At 58.1% G+C, this 17,772-nt stretch carries 18 protein-coding genes; 6 read left to right on the top strand and 12 right to left on the bottom strand.

Annotated features, from left to right (window positions below; translation table 11 throughout):
* From HMPREF3098_RS11500 to HMPREF3098_RS04195, 5 genes are all read right to left on the bottom strand, one after another.
* Positions 1–215 (bottom strand): hypothetical protein (locus HMPREF3098_RS11500; protein ID WP_371440948.1); only part of this gene is annotated, 215 nt, incomplete at its 3' end.
* A 519-nt stretch (positions 216–734) separates the two neighbouring features.
* Complete coding sequence (locus HMPREF3098_RS04215; protein ID WP_246815837.1) at positions 735–2,090, bottom strand: sensor histidine kinase; 1,356 nt, start codon at positions 2,088–2,090, stop codon at positions 735–737.
* Positions 2,091–2,287: 197 nt separating this feature from the next.
* Positions 2,288–2,983: a response regulator transcription factor gene (locus tag HMPREF3098_RS04210; RefSeq protein ID WP_035113260.1), complete on the bottom strand. Its 696-nt coding sequence runs from the start codon at positions 2,981–2,983 to the stop codon at positions 2,288–2,290.
* Between the two features lie 1,309 nt (positions 2,984–4,292).
* Complete coding sequence (gene rpmF, locus HMPREF3098_RS04200) at positions 4,293–4,460, bottom strand: 50S ribosomal protein L32 (RefSeq protein WP_013889006.1); 168 nt, start codon at positions 4,458–4,460, stop codon at positions 4,293–4,295.
* A 27-nt stretch (positions 4,461–4,487) separates the two neighbouring features.
* The gene (locus HMPREF3098_RS04195; protein WP_035113259.1) at positions 4,488–4,751 is read right to left on the bottom strand and encodes a type B 50S ribosomal protein L31; all 264 of its coding nucleotides are present in this window, start codon (positions 4,749–4,751) and stop codon (positions 4,488–4,490) included.
* 409 nt (positions 4,752–5,160) lie between these two features.
* Between HMPREF3098_RS04195 and rpmB the strand changes: the two genes are divergently transcribed.
* From rpmB to HMPREF3098_RS04165, 6 genes are all read left to right on the top strand, one after another.
* Positions 5,161–5,397, top strand: coding sequence for a 50S ribosomal protein L28 (gene rpmB, locus HMPREF3098_RS04190; protein ID WP_070434103.1), 237 nt, complete (start codon positions 5,161–5,163; stop codon positions 5,395–5,397).
* Between the two features lie 2 nt (positions 5,398–5,399).
* Entirely contained in the window at positions 5,400–5,564 is a 165-nt protein-coding gene (rpmG, locus tag HMPREF3098_RS04185; RefSeq protein WP_013889009.1) for a 50S ribosomal protein L33, read from the top strand.
* Between the two features lie 3 nt (positions 5,565–5,567).
* Entirely contained in the window at positions 5,568–5,873 is a 306-nt protein-coding gene (gene rpsN, locus HMPREF3098_RS04180) for a 30S ribosomal protein S14 (protein ID WP_035113257.1), read from the top strand.
* 15 nt (positions 5,874–5,888) lie between these two features.
* Complete coding sequence (gene rpsR / locus HMPREF3098_RS04175; RefSeq protein ID WP_035113256.1) at positions 5,889–6,137, top strand: 30S ribosomal protein S18; 249 nt, start codon at positions 5,889–5,891, stop codon at positions 6,135–6,137.
* 186 nt (positions 6,138–6,323) lie between these two features.
* Positions 6,324–7,091, top strand: a complete 768-nt coding sequence (locus HMPREF3098_RS04170; RefSeq protein ID WP_070434102.1) for an RDD family protein — start codon at positions 6,324–6,326, stop codon at positions 7,089–7,091.
* Positions 7,092–7,135: 44 nt separating this feature from the next.
* Positions 7,136–8,077 carry an AEC family transporter gene (locus HMPREF3098_RS04165; protein WP_070434101.1) on the top strand — a complete coding sequence of 314 codons (942 nt, stop codon included), beginning with the start codon at positions 7,136–7,138 and terminating at the stop codon, positions 8,075–8,077.
* Positions 8,078–8,271: 194 nt separating this feature from the next.
* Here the strand turns inward: HMPREF3098_RS04165 and HMPREF3098_RS04160 are convergent, their stop codons facing one another.
* The 7 genes from HMPREF3098_RS04160 to HMPREF3098_RS04130 all read right to left on the bottom strand — a co-directional run bounded on the left by HMPREF3098_RS04160 (position 8,272) and on the right by HMPREF3098_RS04130 (position 17,746).
* A complete protein-coding gene (locus HMPREF3098_RS04160) occupies positions 8,272–9,468 on the bottom strand; it encodes an acetyl-CoA C-acetyltransferase (RefSeq protein WP_070434100.1) in 1,197 nt (398 codons plus the stop codon).
* A 58-nt stretch (positions 9,469–9,526) separates the two neighbouring features.
* Positions 9,527–11,176, bottom strand: coding sequence for an AMP-binding protein (locus HMPREF3098_RS04155; RefSeq protein ID WP_070434099.1), 1,650 nt, complete (start codon positions 11,174–11,176; stop codon positions 9,527–9,529).
* 72 nt (positions 11,177–11,248) lie between these two features.
* A complete protein-coding gene (locus tag HMPREF3098_RS04150) occupies positions 11,249–12,154 on the bottom strand; it encodes an HpcH/HpaI aldolase/citrate lyase family protein (protein ID WP_070434098.1) in 906 nt (301 codons plus the stop codon).
* On the bottom strand, positions 12,151–12,864 hold the full coding sequence (locus tag HMPREF3098_RS04145; RefSeq protein WP_083284071.1) for a MaoC family dehydratase: 714 nt from the start codon (positions 12,862–12,864) through the stop codon (positions 12,151–12,153). Before HMPREF3098_RS04145 ends, HMPREF3098_RS04150 begins: the two co-directional genes overlap by 4 nt.
* Before the next feature lie 44 nt (positions 12,865–12,908).
* The gene (locus HMPREF3098_RS04140) at positions 12,909–14,054 is read right to left on the bottom strand and encodes an acyl-CoA dehydrogenase family protein (protein WP_070434097.1); all 1,146 of its coding nucleotides are present in this window, start codon (positions 14,052–14,054) and stop codon (positions 12,909–12,911) included.
* Positions 14,055–14,124: 70 nt separating this feature from the next.
* The gene (locus tag HMPREF3098_RS04135; RefSeq protein WP_070434096.1) at positions 14,125–16,152 is read right to left on the bottom strand and encodes an ATP-binding protein; all 2,028 of its coding nucleotides are present in this window, start codon (positions 16,150–16,152) and stop codon (positions 14,125–14,127) included.
* Positions 16,153–16,171: 19 nt separating this feature from the next.
* On the bottom strand, positions 16,172–17,746 hold the full coding sequence (locus HMPREF3098_RS04130; protein WP_070434095.1) for an acyl-CoA carboxylase subunit beta: 1,575 nt from the start codon (positions 17,744–17,746) through the stop codon (positions 16,172–16,174).
* Positions 17,747–17,772: the final 26 nt, after the last annotated feature.

The raw sequence follows: 17,772 nt of genomic DNA, 5'->3' as shown, positions 1-17,772 counted from the left end.
TCGTTTTGGGTTGATCCGTATTGGGATGTGTCGTGCTGGGATGTACCCGTCCGCTGGGGAGCCTTCGCGCCATACGGGGCCGAACCGTACTGGGATGAACCAGATTGCTGCGACGCCTGCGCACTCGGTTGCTGAGGCGATGGCTGACCGTCGAACTGCCCCTGGTCCCAGGAGCCCTTGCCGTAATCATTCCCGCCGGGGTTGTTCGTCGTCATGTTGTTCAGCCTTCCATCTTTCATTAATTATTCGTGCACGAAATGCGCTGCCTCAGTGGGAGTTATTCCACCCTGCTGGGGCTGTGTGACCATTCGGCGCATCGAGCTCTGCTGAGCTGTGTTGCTCTAGAAACGTTGCGGTTGCTCTAGGAACGTTGAGCTCCACTGCGCTGCGCGGCCTGTCGAAGTGCCGGGCCCGCCCTTTTGCACACGAGCTATATTGTGCTCCCGAAACGTAAAAACCACCCCACACTCGGCTGCAGGCTCACTTGGAAGTCCAATTTACCTGCGCTTCAAACATTCAGTTGACACACAGCAAACATCCAGCCTACCCCTGCGACACACTAGCTCCACTGTCGCATGAGTAATGTGCTGCCCCTACGGTGCGCAGGGCTCGCTGCTCTCTACCGAGAAGGGAGCCTAACGCCCGTTGCGACTCAAGGGATTCACTTGTCTTCTTTGTCGACGCCCTCTTCCACAGCGAAGGCAGTACCAGCTCCGCCCCTTACGATGGCCACCTCACTTGTCTTCTTTATCGACGCCCTCTTCTACCGCCATGACGGGATCCCCCGGCAGTCGCACAACCATCATCGCTCCCCCATCGTCGCTTTCGTCGGCGCGGATGCTGCCACCATGGCGTTCCACCATATGTTTCACAATGGACAGCCCCAAGCCCGAACCGGGCATGGACCGCGAGCTGATGGAGCGATAGAAACGGTCGAAAACGCGCTCGCGCTCGCCCTCGGGTATGCCGGGGCCACTATCGGATACGCGCAACTCCAGCTCCCTGCCATCAGGAATCATGTCGATACGGACAGTGCCATCTGTGGGCGACCACTTGGCGGCATTATCCAGCAAGTTGAGAAGTGCGCGACTCATGCCGAAACTGTCCCCTTCCAACGACCACTCAACCTTACGGAACTCAAACCGTACATCAGGGCGGCGGCGCTGAACGCGCCCAATGCAGCCCTCCAAAATGGTTGCAACGTCGACGGTAGCAAGAGGCTCTTCGTGTGTTTCCTCGCGAGCCAATTCCACTAAGTCGCCGATGAGGGAACTCATCTCTTCAATCTGCGCAATCACATCTCGTTCGATATCCGCGCGATCTTCGTCGCTGATCGTCGCCTGTTCATTTTTGGATGCTTGCATCAACAGTTCGATGTTTGTACGCATCGACGTCAGGGGTGTTTTCAGCTCATGCGAAGCATCTGCGACTAGATTGCGTTGCTTCGTTTGGGCATCCTCGAGTGCGCTCATCATGTCGTTGAAGGATTGGGTGAGCGAGCTGAGCTCGTCGTGACTGTAGACCGTAATCTTGCGCAGTTCACCAGTTTCCGTTACACGGTCGGCAGCACGCCTGAGCCGTCCGATGGGCTGCAAACCAGCATTCACGATCGCGATACTCAAAATGATCGCTCCCACGGCCCCCGACACGCCCACGAGCACCAGCACCAGCTCAAGCGCATCCAGCGTTTGCTTCGTAAGCGCTAGGTCTTGGGCCACCACAATCACGCGTCCGTCGACGGTTCGCACGGCGAACAGGCGTTCGCTGGCGGTGGTATCAAAATTGAAGGGTTCTTCACCCCTCATTACGGAAATCTGCGGTGAGCGCAGGACGGATTCGAACTGGCGGATCGGAGTGGACTGGCCGGTGTGGCTGGAAGGAATGATCATGATCCGCATGTTGCTTGACACCTCATGGAATCGAGGCGTGTATTCCCCGTGGGCGTCGTAATCATCAGGAAAGGGTTGCTCAGAACGGTCAATTGCCGCCTGCGCGCGTGTTTGCAGGTTTTTGTCCAGTTCCGTGTAGAGCACTTGGCTCACCGACGTATACGCAGTAATCGTGATCACCAAGATGGTGATGAGCACCATGAGAGCAACGAGGATCGAAAGGCGCGCCCGCAGCGATAAGCCGCGGACAGAAAAACGAGCGACATGCAGCCAGGATGGCCGGCCAAACTTGCCTCCTACCCTGCTGGATGACGCTCGGTCTTCAAAGAGATCTTCATCCCGCCCCTCCGCGGAGCGCCGATCCCAGGGGGAGGCTTCAGCAGGAAGCCTCCGGAGAATCATGGGGCTGTCTCACGCAGGACGTACCCCACTCCGCGAACCGTATGGATAAGGCGGCTTTCCCCTTCTAGTTCAGTTTTCTTACGCAAGTACCCGATGTAAACCTCCAGCGCATTGCCCGAGGTAGGGAAATCATAGCCCCAGACCTCTTCCAAGATGTTGTTGCGGGACAGAACCTTACGTGGGTTTCGGATAAGCAGTTCCAGCAACGCAAATTCAGTGCGGGTCAGGCTGATTTGGCGCTCTCCCCGGCGCACATCGCGAGTATCTGGGTTCAGCGTAAGGTCTTCGAACCGCAGTGGTTCATGGCTTTGCGCCTCGTTAATCGCGGGTCGAGTTGCCCGACGGAATAGGGATCGAGTGCGAGCCAGCAATTCCTCGAGAGCGAAAGGCTTCGGCAAGTAATCATCAGCACCGGCATCGAGACCGGCGACGCGTTCAGAGACTGCATCGCGAGCAGTGAGCAGGAGAATCGGAATGTCGTCACCGTGACTACGCAATTCGCGGCACACTTCCAAACCGTCACGTTTTGGCATCATGACGTCCAGGATTGCCAAATCAGGACGTTCAGACGCGATCTTTTCCAACGCTTCCGCACCATCCGTGGCAAGAACCACGGTGTAGCCATTGAAAATGAGCGATCGGCGAAGGGACTCGCGAACCGCCTGATCGTCATCGGCAACAAGAATTTTCATGTGCACCATTTTGCCCCGTCCCAGTGCGATGTGTAAACCGGTGACGGCCGACCTGCCGTTGTGAGCGCAGCCTCAGGTTAACCTACGGTTTTCCTTTTGCATTACTTACCTTCTACTCAATATCGAAGTAGCACACCCGCGGAGCTACATCGACATCCAATGGAATTGGTAGCGACCTACCCCGACCGATTCACCCCATACCTGTAGAAACCAAACCACCAGCCCCGTGCCTGTAGAAACCGAACCTCCACACGCAAAACTTGACACACCCGCCCGTTCACAGAATGACGCAGCCCGTTAATTTGCTAGATGCAGCCCGTTATATTGTTAGCAGTTCCCCGCATTATGAACGGCGTGGGTGGATCACCCGCCGCCCACTTACTAGTTCGCACCCCAATCAACCACGCACCCGTTCACGTCCAACCAACCACGCACCCGTTCATACAATTGACCACCCCATCCCAGCCAACCACCCGTACCGCGATCAACCAGGCACCCGTTCACACAATGTGCAGCAGAACTCTGACAAAATGACCCAATTTTGTTGGACTTCTGCTGCACATTTGTTGTTCAACGCAAGAATTCCGGCGCCCGGGGCGTTCGAAAGAGCCTCGTATACCCTGCCGAACTGCACCTCTTAGCCCTTTCCGAACTGCACCTCTTAGCCCATTCCGAACTGCCCCTCCTAGCCCTTTCCGAGCTGCACCTCTTGCCCCCCCTTCCGAACTGCACCTCTTGCACCCTGCCGAACTTCCTCCCTCCCCGACACCCTCACAACCAGCCGATTACACACCAATCCCAAACGGCTCTTTGACATACGGAAACCAACATCGGCGACATTGGGAAGCAAGACTCGCACAGCCCTAACCACCTCACCTGCAGAGGTGACAATCGACATAGGAACACCCAGCGCTGCTCCCGAAAGACAGCAATGCACGCACTCATCTCTAGAGCCAGTGCACCTGACCACCACAGCGGTCTTGGCCTATCAGCGAGTTGCCGTAAAAGGCGAAAACCCAGACCAATAGACGAGACGAACACGCGAGAAGCGAAGCGGGAAGCGAAGCGGGAAGCGAAGCGAACAGCGAAGCAGGAAGCGAAGCGAACAGCGAAGCAGGAAGCGAAGCAGGAAGCGAAGCAGGAAGCGAAGCGAACAGCGAAGCGGGAAGCGAAGCGGGAAGCGAAGCGGAAAGCGAAGCGATAAGCGATACAAATAGGCGAAATGAATAAAAAACTGCCCACCGGAGAACCCAGTAGGCAGTTTTGGTGTTTACGCATGGCCCCACAATCACCGCGAGGCCCACACACGCTAGTCGAGGTCGATCAGCCCCAGCTGAGCAGCCTTCACCAGTCGACGCGGGATCTGAACCTCTTGGCCCTGAACCTTCACGTTGGAAAGGGCGACATTGTCAGCCTTCCACTGGGAACGACGGGAGTGGGTGTTTGCGCGGGACATGCGACGCTTTGGTACAGCCATTATTGAACCCTTCTCTTTCTCTCTTGCTTACTTCTTCTTGCGGCGGGCCATCGAGCCGTAGCGACGCTGGAACTTCTCCACACGACCTGCGGTGTCCATCACGCGTTGTGCGCCGGTCCAGAATGGGTGAGACTCACTGGTAACGTCCACAACGATCAGTGGGTACTCATTGCCGTCTTCCCACTCAACAGTGCGCTCAGAAGTGGCGGTGGAACGAGTCAGGAACTGGTGTCCGGTGCTCGCATCCTTGAAAACCACTGCGTGGTAATCAGGGTGGATATCCTTCTTCATAATTAATCCCTCAGGTTTTCTACATCGGGTCGGTCCATGAATCATTTCTGACAGCGTGGTCGTGCCCGAGTCGGGTTAGAATGACAACTCTCCCCGGGTGTTACCGAGGATTCGTACAATCGATGAATCTTAGTTCTTCCTGCCCCCAATTGGAAATCCGACCCCTACTGCAGGCGAGATGGGGCGCCGCGAGGGGCGTCGGATAGAGATCTGCGGAGCAGGTGAAGACAAGGCGCCTGGAGCAATTAGGTTTTGGGCACCCCATTGCGGTAAAGTCTACCCCCGCTGTTGTCTAAGTAAACGTCATCACCGTTTCATCGTGCAGCTCCGCACGCTCTCACCGGCCCGTCTAACCGTGTGATTGCAGTCGCGACGAGCCACTTTTGAATGCGGTGGAAGGAGAAAACCCATGTCGGCACATTGCCAGGTGACGGGGCGGACGCCGAAATTCGGCAAGACCGTTTCCCACTCGCACCGCCGTACGAGCCGTCGCTGGAACCCAAATATCCAGCGTCGCTCTTTCTACCTGCCCTCCGAAGGACGCACCATCACTTTGAACGTGTCCACCAAGGGCCTGAAGACCATCGACCGTGACGGCATCGAATCTGTCGTTGCCAAGATCCGCGCCCGTGGGGAGAAGATCTAAACATGGCACGTAACGATATCCGTCCAATCATCAAGCTGAAGTCTACGGCTGGCACCGGTTACACCTACGTCACCCGTAAGAACAAGCGCAACAACCCAGATCGTTTGACCATCAAGAAGTTCGATCCGGTAGTCCGCAAGCACGTCGAATTCCGCGAGGAGCGATAATCTATGGCTAAGAAGTCCATGATCGCGAAGAACGAGCAGCGCAAGGAAATCGTCGCCCGCTACGCGGAGCGTCGCGCTGAGCTCAAGAAAATCATCAAGAACCCGAACACCTCCGATGAGGATCGCATGGAGGCACAGTGGGAGTTGAACCGTCAGCCCCGCAACGCTTCCCCAGTCCGCGTTCGTAACCGTGACGCTGCCGACGGCCGTCCACGCGGTTACCTGCGTAAGTTCGGTTTGTCCCGTGTCCGCGTTCGCCAGATGGCTCACCGTGGTGAGCTGCCAGGTGTGCGCAAGTCCAGCTGGTAAGAGGAGCACTGCGAAATGAAGCGCAACAACATGAAGAAGGCGCGGATGGAGCAGTCCCGCCGCCCCAAGAAGAACCCGCTCAAGGCCGAGGGCATTGAGACGGTTGACTACAAGAACTACGCTCTCCTGCGCAAGTTCATCTCTGACCGTGGCAAGATCCGTTCTCGTCGCGTCACCGGTCTGACCCCACAGCAGCAGCGCCAAGTCGCTACCGCTGTGAAGAACGCTCGTGAGATGGCTCTCCTGCCATTCCACAGCCGCTAAATCCTCCCTAGGGGTTTAAGCACCAAGACGTTTAACAGACAAGCCGAGAGGCCCGCTAGCCTGTACTTCTGTTTCCCTCCGGGGATGGCAGAGCGCAGGCGAGCGGGCCTTTTGGCGTATCTGATTTGCTACCCGAGCGCGGTTCACCCTGTTCGCCCAAAACACCCGTCTGGTAGCCTGTTTCCCATGACGAATAACAATGCAAACAGTCCTCTCGGTGGAGACAACCCTTATCAGAACAACGGAGGCTACGGCCAAGACAATTCCAGTTTCGGCCAGGGTAGCTATGGACAAGACCAAGGTAGCGCCCGTCACGGTCAAAACGATGTCGGATTTGGTCAGGGCGACCAAGGTGGCGCCGGTTACAGCCAGCCAACTGAGGGCTACGGTCAAACCGATCAAGGTTACAGCCAGCCAACTGAGGGTTACCAAGCATTTCCCAACGCTGCGCACCACAACAGCATTGGGCTGCAGCAGGGCGGGGTGGAATACCCCGGTGCGGGGTCCCGCTTCCTCGCGTTCTTTTTAGACTCACTTGTCACAGGTATTATTACCTCGGTCATCGTCTGGCTGGGCTTTCAATCGCAAATTCGACCGATCATCAACGGTGAAGCAACGGATCTGCCTGGGTCCGTCAAGATCGCTTCTGCCTTCCTCGGACTCCTTGTGTGGTACGCCTACCGTGTAACCATGGAGGCTAAGGCCGGCGGCAGTTTGGGACGCATGGCTACCGGTACCCGCGTTATCAAGGCCAACGGCGAACCTATCGACTTTGCAACCGCCGCCAAGCGCAATATCTTCTATCCGATCGCCGTGATCTTGAACCTCATTCCTATCATCGGCTTTTTACTGCAATTCGTGTTCTACATCGCGCTCGGCGTGTCTATATCCAAATCTCCCACCAAGCAGTCCTTCACCGATAAGTCAGCCCCTGCGCTTGTTGTGAAGAAATAGGGCCTCTCGGCTCCGGTGCCCCTCCCCTCCCGAGAAATTAATCTATGATCCAAGTTTTGGCCGGTTTCGCCGTCGTCATTGCGATCATCGCCCTCGGGTTCGCGGTGGGGCGTTTTCGTGTTTTAGGCCCTAATGCGGTTTACACGCTCAATATGTTCGTGTACTGGATTGCACTGCCGGCAACGCTGGTGCACTTCATGTCCAACACGGACGTCACTGAATTATTCGGCGCAAACTTGGCCGTAGTCGCCCTCAGTACGCTTTCGGCCGGGGTGATAGGTTTCATAGGCTACCGGTACCTAGCAGGTCGCGGCACGAGTGATTCGCTCGTGGCCATGTTGGCCTGCTCCTATTGCAATGGATCAAACCTAGGCATCCCCTTGGCCACGCATCTATTGGACAATCCATCCCTCACCCTGCCGGTCATCCTCTTTCAGGTGGGCTTTTACGGCCCGGTTTCCGTGTTATTGCTGGATCTCAACTCCGGGCACCGCTCGCAAAGTCTTCTCCGGGACCTCACGCTGACCATCGTCAAAAACCCGCTCATCATCGGCGCGGGCGTCGGTATAACGTTATCGGTCGCCAGGTTGAATTTTGGGTTTCAGTTACCGGCAATCGCCGCGGAGCCCATAGAGATCATCGCGAACGCCACTGTGGCCGTTGCCCTGATCGCTTTCGGCATGTCGATGGCGGAAGTCCGCGTTTTCCAGCGCGGCCACAGCCCCCGCCGCAGCGTTCTGGCCGCCTCGCTGGTCAAGACCGTAGTTCACCCTGCCATCGCCTTGGGGCTGGGGGTTTTTATTTTCGACGCCACCGGCCAGCTACTTTTGGCCATGGCGTTATTGGCCGGTCTTCCAACGGGACAGAACGTATTCACGTATGCCCAGAGATTCGGGGTCAATAAAGTTCTAGCCCGCGATACCGCGGTGATATCTACAGCGATGTCGATACCGTGCATGGCGGCCATTATGGTGTTGCTGAATTGACGGATGCTGGGTGGGACCTGGGGCTGAGGGAAATACGTCTCGTGGGTGAACACATCGATCTCTGAACGGAAATACAACAGCCCCGCGTGAGCTTTCTCAATGTGAAGCCCGCGCGGGGTTGCGTTCGCCGATGGGTTGGTGTTCAGGTGGCTATACACGACCGAGCGTTGCGTGCGTTATCGCCTCAGCGTTGGTTAACGCCACAGCAGCAACGCATCGCCCTGACCGCCGCCGCCACACAGGCTCACGCCTGCTTTTCCGCTGGCCCGTCGCTTGAGTTCGTGTACAGCATGCACGACAAGTCGCGCACCAGAGCAGCCGATAGGGTGGCCCAGCGAAATGCCACCACCGTGGATGTTTGTCTTGTCCAAGGGGTAATCCAGATCCTTCAGCGACTGAGCTACAACCGCTGCGAACGCTTCGTTGATCTCTAAGAAATCGAGGTCGTTGACGGACCAGTTAGCCTTGTCGAGAGCTGCCTTCAGCGCCTGCGATGGCTGGGAATGCAACTGGGTATCCGGTCCCGCGGTTTCACCGTGCGCGCCGAGGGTGGCCAGGATTTCCAGCCCATTAGCTTCCGCGTACTCGCGAGAGGTCAAGACAACCGCCGCCGCACCATCCGAAATCTGGGAGGAAGATGCTGCGGTGATTGTGCCGTCCTTGCGGAATGCGGGGCGCAGCTTCGCTAGGCCCTCCTCAGTCGTGCCTGGGCGAATGCCCTCGTCGGCGCTGACCGTCACCGTTTCCTTGCGCCCTTGGATCTCAACCGGAACGATCTCCTCGGCAAACACACCCTCGTTGGTGGCAGCCTCCGCGCGCTGGTGGGACAAGGCAGCAATGTGGTCTTGTTCTTCGCGTGTGATACCGCGAGACACGTTGCCCTCGTCCGTTTCCAGGCCCATAGAGGAACCTTCGATCGGATCGGTCAGACCATCGCGCTCCAGTGTGTCCTCCAGCTTCAACGCACCGAAACCCTTTCCAGCGCGTACACCGCGAGCCACGTGTGGAGCATTGGACATGGATTCCTGTCCACCGGCAACGACAACGTCAGCTTCTCCCAACTTGATAAGGCGGGCACCGTTGATGACAGCGTTAAGTCCAGACAAGCAAACCTTATTAAGGGTGATGGCTGGGGTTTCCATTGGAATACCCGCGGCTACGGCAGCTTGCTTCGCCGGGTTCTGGCCCGTGCCAGCTTGGACTACCTGTCCCATAAAGACGTAATTGACCTTGTCAGCAGCAACGCCCGCGCGTTCCAATACTGCGCTGATAACCAGCGATCCAAGATCTACTGCGGTCTTTGGAGCTAGACCACCCAGCATGCGTCCTTGGGGGGTGCGGGCTGCACCGACGATAACAACGTCCTGTGGCGAATTGCTTTGTTCAGTCACCGTAAGACACCTTTCATAGTGTTTCTTTTACTTCCAGCCAGCCTAGTGGTGTTCGAAGTCAGTTGGTATACATCCCCAAGATTTCAATAGCTTTCTCACGCATCTCCACCTTGCGAACCTTGCCCGACAATGTCATCGGGTATTCATCCACAACGTGTACGTAACGCGGTACCTTGTGCCGGGCAAGATGTCCATCGCAGAACTCTCTCATCTTTTCTACAGTCAGCGGCTCTGCGCCTGGATTCATAATGATCCAGGCCATGAGTTCCTCACCATATTTCTCATCAGGCACACCAATGATCTGGGCATCGGAGATATCCGGGTGGGAGTACAGGAATTCCTCGATTTCACGCGGGTACAGGTTCTCTCCGCCGCGGATAACCATGTCCTTGATACGCCCGGTGATCTGCACGTAGTCACCATCATCCATCATTCCTAGGTCGCCGGTATGCATCCAGCCGTCCTCGTCAATGGCCTCGGCGGTCTTGACGGGCATGTCCCAGTACCCCTTCATGACGGAGTACCCGCGCACACAGATCTCGCCTTGCTGACCGCGGGGGAGAATGTCCCCGCTTTCAGGGTTGATGATCTTCACTTCGATGTGGGGGCCTGGGCGCCCTACGGTTTCTACGCGCTTGTCCAATGGATCATCCGGCAGCGTTTGAATGGAAACTGGGGAGGTCTCGGTCATTCCGTAACAGATGCCGACTTCCTCCATGCCCATGATGTCGATCACTTCGCGCATCGTTTTCGTAGGGCAGCTGGTGCCAGCCATGATTCCGGTACGCAGGGTGGATAGGTCCAGTTTGTTCTCGCCCATGTTCTCCAGTTCCTGCAGCTCTGCGATGAACATGGTCGGTACACCGTACAGGCTCGTCGCCTCACCGTGATGCACAGCTTCTAGAGTAGCCCGTGGGTTGAATACCGGGCCCATGATGATCGTCGTTGCGCCGTGGCTAAAGGCCGCGATGTTGCCCATGACCATGCCGAAGCAGTGGAAGAACGGCACTGGAATCACTATGCGGTCTTGGTCTGTGTACCGTAGCCGCTCCCCCACCATGTACCCGTTGTTGAGTATGTTGCGGTGGGTGAGGGTAGCCCCTTTAGCCAGTCCGGTTGTGCCGGAGGTGTACTGCAGGTTTATGGGATCGTGCGGATCTAGGTCTTCTCGCACTGCATTCAGATCAATGATTGCGTGATTCGATAGCTCATTCCAGCGCTCGGATCCGAAGTAGATGACCTCTCGGTAGTTGTTATCAAACTCATGTTCGGCGGCACTCACCATAGCGCGATAGTTCGAATCCTTGAATCGCCCAGCCGAGAACAGTGCTTTGATACCAGCTTGGTTCATCACGTAATTCAGCTCACGCCGTCGGTAGCTGGGGTTGATACACACCAAGATCGCTCCGATTTCGGCGGTTGCGTATTGCACGATTGGCCATTCCCAACGGTTGGGCGCCCATATACCAATGCGGTCGCCTTTCCGGTATCCCGCTGCGTGCAGGCCACTGGCCAGTCGCATCACGCGCCGGTGAAACTCGGCGTATGTCAGGCGCACATCACCATACAGATCCACGATCGCCTCGTTATCGGGGTACTTCGCCACGGATCGTGCTAGGTTTTGGCCCAGTGTTTCCTCCAGCAGTGGAATGTCCGCATCGCCGGCGGCGATGGACAGCTTCGAATTCGCGTCTGCCACTGTAGTCATGATGAATTCCCTTTCCTTTTCTACTGTTAGGGGTCTGTTTCTGTGTTTTGTCGGGGGCTGGGTGTGGGTTTTTTATTCCATCGACGCCGCCCTGGCCTCAATGACTTCCGCCTGCCGTAGGAGCGGAGCATCAATCATTTGGCCATCCACAGCGAATGCACCGGAGTTGGTTCTGGCTCCCTCGATGACCTTTTTCGCCCACGTCAGCTGGTCATCCGTGGGCCGGTAGGATTCCCGAATCGCTGGTACCAACCCGGGGTGGATGCTCACGGTGGCCGTGAACCCGCTGGCTGCTGCATCCGTGGCTTCCGCTTTGGCACCGTCCACATCGCTGGTATCGGCGTGGATCGAATCCAGGGCAACTTTGCCCGCGGCCGCTGCGTGCAACAGCACCATGGTTCGGGTGTGCCGCGGGACTTCGCGGTAGCCACCGGGGTGGCCGGAGATGCCACCGCCTGGGGTTGGTTTTTCATCCGTGCCGTAGCGCGAGCTAGTACCGCCTAGAGCCGCAGTGAGGTCTTCAGCACCCCAGAACAGTGCATCCACGCTGTGGTGGGTGGCAATTTCCTGTAGGTTGAGCACACCTGTGGGGGTTTCAATGAGCGCGATGATGCGCACTTCATCTGGCGTGGTTCTATCGCATTCCGCCAGAACCTGGTCAATGTCGGCCGCGCTTTCAACCTTGGGCAGCATGATCCGGCGGAACGCGGTGCGCCCCACGGCAGCGACATCCAATGGCATGTCCTCCGTGTTGGCCGGGTTTACACGCACGATGGTTTTGTTGGGGTCTAACTCGGTTTCGGCGATGTGTCCACGCGCGGCCTCACGGTTTTCTGCACGACAGCCGTCCTCCAAATCCAAAATAACTGTGTCTGAACGCTCCGCAGCTTTCGCGAAACGCTCAGGGCGGTCAGCGGGAGCGAATAGCAATGCCGGGCCAGCGGGAATCCAAGGAGTGGTGGTAGATGAATTGCTCATGAACGTCGCTCCCCATTGTTGATCTCAGCCACGTGTGCGGGGCCGCTGCCTGCACTACCTGTGTGTGCGGGGCCGCCGGTGGCGGGGTCGGTGTGTGCGGGGCCGCTGCCTGCACTACCTGTGTGAGCGGGACTGCCGGGCGCGGGTTCGGTGTATGCGGGGCTGCTGCCTGCACTACCTGTGTGTGCGGGACTACCCGTCTCGCCACCGATTGCAGCATCGCTGCTCTCGGCATCCGCACGGCACTGCATCATCGTGGAACGCGTGGCTTCACACACGATCGTTCCGTCTTGGTTTCGGCCGATGTGCTTGAGCTCCACGATGCCCTGGTTCGGCCTCGATTTGCTCTTGCGTTTGGCGATACACGTGGTCTCCACGTAGAGCGTGTCTCCATGGAACATCGGGGCTGGGAACTTCACCTCAGTGAATCCCAGGTTCGCAACAATCGTGCCCAGGGTTAATTGGGAAACGCTCAGTCCCACCACCGTGGATAGTGTGAACATCGAGTTCACCAAACGCTCGCCCCTAAACCCAGGCTGTTCTGCGGCCCACGCGGCGTCGAGATGAAGGGGCTGTGTGTTCATCGTTTGAGTCGTGAAAAGGGTATTGTCAGCCTCCGTCACGGTACGACCCGGGCGGTGCAGGTAGGTCACGCCCTCTTCGAATTCCTCAAACCACAAACCGCGCTGCAAAATTTTCTTCTCAGTCATGAGTGCTCCTGCCTCTTTTCGAAAAACTTAGGTAGCCCGCGTTCTCACAACCCCAAGTGACGGGCGATCAGCATCTGTTGAACTTCGGTGGTTCCCTCGCCGATCTCTAGGATCTTCGAATCCCGGTAATGACGGGAAACGCGGTACTCGTTCATGAAGCCGTAGCCACCGTGAATCTGTGTGGCATCGCGAGCGTTGTCCATAGCCGCTTCGGAACAGATCATTTTCGCGATTGAGGCTTCCTTCGCACAGTCCTTACCAGCAACCATCTTCTGGGCCGCGGCGTGCCATGCCTGACGTGCAGTCCACGCCCGCGCTTCCATGCGAGCGATCTTGAAGGACACGGCCTGGTAGTCACTGATGGGTTTGCCGAAGCTGGTGCGCTCTTTGGCATAGCGAACGGATTCATCCACACAACCCTGTGCCGCACCACACGCCAAGGCGGCGATCGCGATGCGTCCCTCTTCCAAGATGGACAGGAACTGCGCGAAGCCACGACCGCGCTCGCCCACCAGATTTTCCTCTGGCACGCGCACGTTGTCGAACGTCAAGGGGTGCGTGTCACTCGCATTCCAACCGACCTTGTTGTAAGCGGGCTCTGCAGTGAATCCTTCCGTGCCGCTGGGCACGATAATCGCGGAGATTTCCTTCTTTCCATTGTCCCGCTGGCCTGTAACGGCAGTGACCGTGACCAATGCGGTGATGTCCGTCCCGGAGTTGGTGATGAACTGCTTCGAGCCGTTGATCACCCACTCGCCGTCTTCCAGCTTCGCCGTGGTCTTGGTTCCACCGGCGTCCGAGCCCGCCTCGGGCTCCGTCAAACCGAAGCCGGCCAGTTGTTTACCGGCGACCAAGTCAGGCAACCACTTTTCCTTTTGCTCCTGGGTGCCAAAGCGGTAGATCGGCATGATGCCCAGCGAAACACCCGCCTCCAAGGTGATGGCCACGGACTGATCCACGCGCGCGAGTTCTTCCAATGCCACGCACAGCGCCATATAGTCGCCACCCATGCCACCGAATTCCTCGCTGATGGGAAGGCCGAACAGCCCCATTTCACCCATTTGTCGAACCACGTCGTATGGGAAAGTGTGATCACGGTCGTGCTGGGCCGCCACTGGGTCCACCACGTTGTTGGCGAAGTCCTCCACGCCCTTGCGCAGTTGCTCCAATTCATCGCTCAAAATAGCCATTGTCTTCCTACTTTCTGGTGTTTGTGTCTCTGTGGTTGGGTGCTGCGCCGCGGGCACTTACCTGCCGCGCTTATTCTTTTGGTTCGACGCCCGCCAGCACTTGCCCCGTTTGAACTTTGTCTCCGACGGCCACCTCGACGGTGACCACCCCGGCGATTTCCGCCTTCAAGGTGTGCTCCATCTTCATGGCTTCGATGACCACGACTGGCTGTCCTTCATCCACCTCGGCGCCGGATTCCACCTCAACGGCGATCACCGTGCCAGGCATGGGACTGGTGATGCTGCCGCTGCCAGCGCCGGCCGCGGACTCCAGTTGTGCAGCCTTGGTGATACGCGCGAGTTCAAAGGTGCCCTCAGGCCCCGTGACATACCCCGACGCTGGCACCGACCAGGAGGTGTACGCGCCGCCATCCACGCTGATCTTGCGACTGCCGCGCTCCCCAACTTCCGCGTTGACGTGGACCTCGTGCGAATCCTCACCCATTGTTACTGTCCACGCGCCGGCTTCCGCACCGGGCACCATATCGACCTCAACAACACCGTCATTGCTGGTGCTGTCCTTCAACAGCATCCGTACTGGGGATCTGCGGTCATTCCCCCGCCAGCCGTCGCCAACGGCCCACACTGCGGACAGCGTGCGGTGCTGGGTCTGCGCCGGGGGGTATGGATCGGTGGGTTGCTGCGCGCGTGGCAAGTGGGCGAGAACAGCTCGGACGAAGGCAGCTACCGGCGGCGTGGGATCAGCGTAGTCCCCCACGATCCGGTCCAACAGCCCGGTGTCCAAGTCACCTGCCACGACCTCGGGGCGGGTCACGAGGAAGCGGTTGAAGTTGAGGTTGGTCACAACCCCCTCGATGACGGTCTGTCCCAGCGCGCGGTCCAAACGCGCCAGGGCGGCCTCGCGGGAATCGGCGAAGGTGATGACCTTGGCCAGCATCGGGTCATAGTCCGATCCGATGACCTGACCAGAGCGGATTCCGGAATCCACCCGCACCCCGTGGCCATCTGGCCAGCACAAAGCCTTCACCGTCCCTCCTGTGGGCAAAAATCCCGCAGCCGGGTCCTCGGCATACACGCGGGCCTCCACCGAGTGCCCGGTGAGTTGAATCTGATCCTGTGCCAAAGGAAGCTTCTCCCCCTGAGCCACACGAATCTGCCATTCCACCAGGTCCACACCTGTAACCAATTCGGTCACGGGGTGCTCCACTTGCAGGCGGGTATTCATCTCCATGAAGAAGAACTTCTCCGGCTGCTTGGCGGAGACGATGAATTCCACCGTGCCCGCTCCTACGTAGCCACAAGCTCGGGCAGCGTCGCACGCGGCCTGGCCGATCTCTTCACGGGTTGTGGCATCCAGCAAAGCCGATGGGGCTTCCTCGATGACTTTTTGGTGACGCCGCTGCAGTGAGCACTCGCGCTCTCCCAAATGGACCACGTTTCCGTGGGTATCGGCCACAACCTGAACCTCGATGTGGCGGGGAGTATCAACGAAGTGCTCCATAAAGAGGGTGTCGTCGCCGAAAGAGCTGGCAGCTTCGCGCCGGGCGGATTTCAGTGCAGCCGGTAGCTGTGCGGGGTCCTCCACGCGGTACATACCCTTACCTCCGCCACCGGCGGAAGGCTTGATGAGCACGGGAAATCCGATATTGGGGGCAGCAGCAATGATGTCTTCATCGCTCAGCCCTGGCCGGGAGATGCCTGGCACGGTGGGAACGCCCCGCGATTCCACCGTGGCACGTGCAGTGATCTTGTCTCCCATCTTGTCCATAGCACTGGCAGGAGGGCCGATGAAGGTGATTCCTTCCTGTTCGCACCGTGCGGCGAATTCCGCATTTTCGGAGAGAAATCCGTAGCCGGGGTGAATGGCTTGCGCACCGGCGCTGTGCGCGGCAGCGATAACTTTATCGATGTTGAGGTAGGACTCAGATGCAGCCGCTGGTCCAATGTGAACCGCTGTATCGGCTTCCACAACGTGAGGGGCTGCGGCGTCGGCGTCGGAATAAATGGCGACAGCCTGCAAACCCATAGCGTGAACAGTGCGAATGACCCGCACGGCGATTTCACCGCGGTTGGCGATGAGAACGGTATTAAAAGTCATAGTGAATGTACTCCTTGCCCTACATGCGGAAAACGCCAAATTTGCCACGCTCACCGGTTGGAGCCTGGGCGCAGATGTCGAGTGCCATGGCCAGGGTGCGGCGGGTATCGGCTGGGTCGATCACCCCGTCATCCCACAGGCGGGCCGTGGAATACCAGCAGGTGGACTTTTCATCGAACATCTCGCGAATAGGAAGCTCGAATTCTTCCTGTTCCTGCTCTGACCAGCTGTCACCCCGGCGTTCGATCTGCGCGCGACGGACGGTGGACAGGGTCATGGCCGCTTGGGGGCCACCCATGACCGAGATCCGGGCATTCGGCCACATCCACAAGAAGCGTGGGGAGTATGCGCGACCACACATGGAGTAGTTGCCAGCGCCAAAGGCGCCACCCGTAACCACAGTGAGTTTGGGAACCGAGGCCGTTGCAACCGCGTTAACCATCTTCGCGCCGTGCTTAGCAATGCCGCCTTCTTCGTACTGCCGCCCGACCATGAAACCAGTGGTGTTTTGCAAGAATACGATGGGGATGCCGCGCTGCTCACACAGTTCAATGAAGTGCGCGCCTTTCACCGCTGCCTCGGCGAAGATCACACCGTTGTTGGCGATAAAGCCCACTGTGTGCCCCTCTAACCGGGCGAATGCGGTGACGATGGACGTGCCGTATTCCGCTTTGAACTCGTGGATGCTGTTTTCATCGGCGAGGGTTTCGATCACGTCATGCGCGTCATACGGGATCTTTGAATCCGTGGGCACGATATCGTACAGGTCCGTTTGAGGCCGTGGGGCTGGCACGGGTTCACCCTTCAACCATGGGGCGGGTTTGGATTCCGGCAAGGTGGCGATGATCTCGCGCATCTTTCGTAGGGCATCGCTATCATCCGACGCCAAATGGTCCGTCACACCGGAAATGCGGGAGTGCATTGCTCCGCCACCCAGTTCTTCTGGAGTGACATCCTCGCCCGTCGCCGCCTTCACCAGTGGAGGACCCGCGAGGAAGATCGTGCCTTGGTTTTCCACGATGATGGATTCATCGCTCATCGCCGGCACGTAGGCACCGCCTGCTGTGCAGGATCCCATGACTGCCGACAATTGAGGGATCCCCTTGGCGGACATATTGGCTTGGTTGAAGAAGATACGGCCGAAGTGATCGCGGTCGGGGAAGACCTCGTCCTGGTTCAGCAGCATGGCGCCACCCGAATCGACGAGATACACGCAAGGCAAGTGATTTGCCTCGGCGATTTCTTGGGCCCGCAGGTGCTTTTTCACCGTCATCGGGTAATAAGTACCGCCGGAGACGGTGGCATCGTTGGCCGCGACCATGCACAGACGCCCTTCGATGAGGCCCACTCCGGCGATGATCCCGGCGGCGGGTGCTTTGCCGTCGTACATATCTTCTGCGGCGAGCGGGGCGATCTCGAGGAACGGGCTACCGGGATCCAACAGGTTGTTGATGCGGTCGCGCGGGAGGAGCTTCCCCCGCGATACATGGCGCTCTCGGGCTTTGTCTCCACCCCCTCGTGCTGCGCGATCCAGCCTTTCCCGTAGCTCGGAGATCAATTCGCGGTGTGTTGCGATACTTGGGCTAGCCGTCATCGGCCATCTCCCTTCCCATTACAGTT

It is taken from the genome of Corynebacterium sp. HMSC28B08, from assembly GCF_001806865.1.
GTDB lineage: Bacteria > Actinomycetota > Actinomycetes > Mycobacteriales > Mycobacteriaceae > Corynebacterium > Corynebacterium auriscanis.
This window is presented reverse-complemented; position numbering and strand designations above follow the sequence as displayed.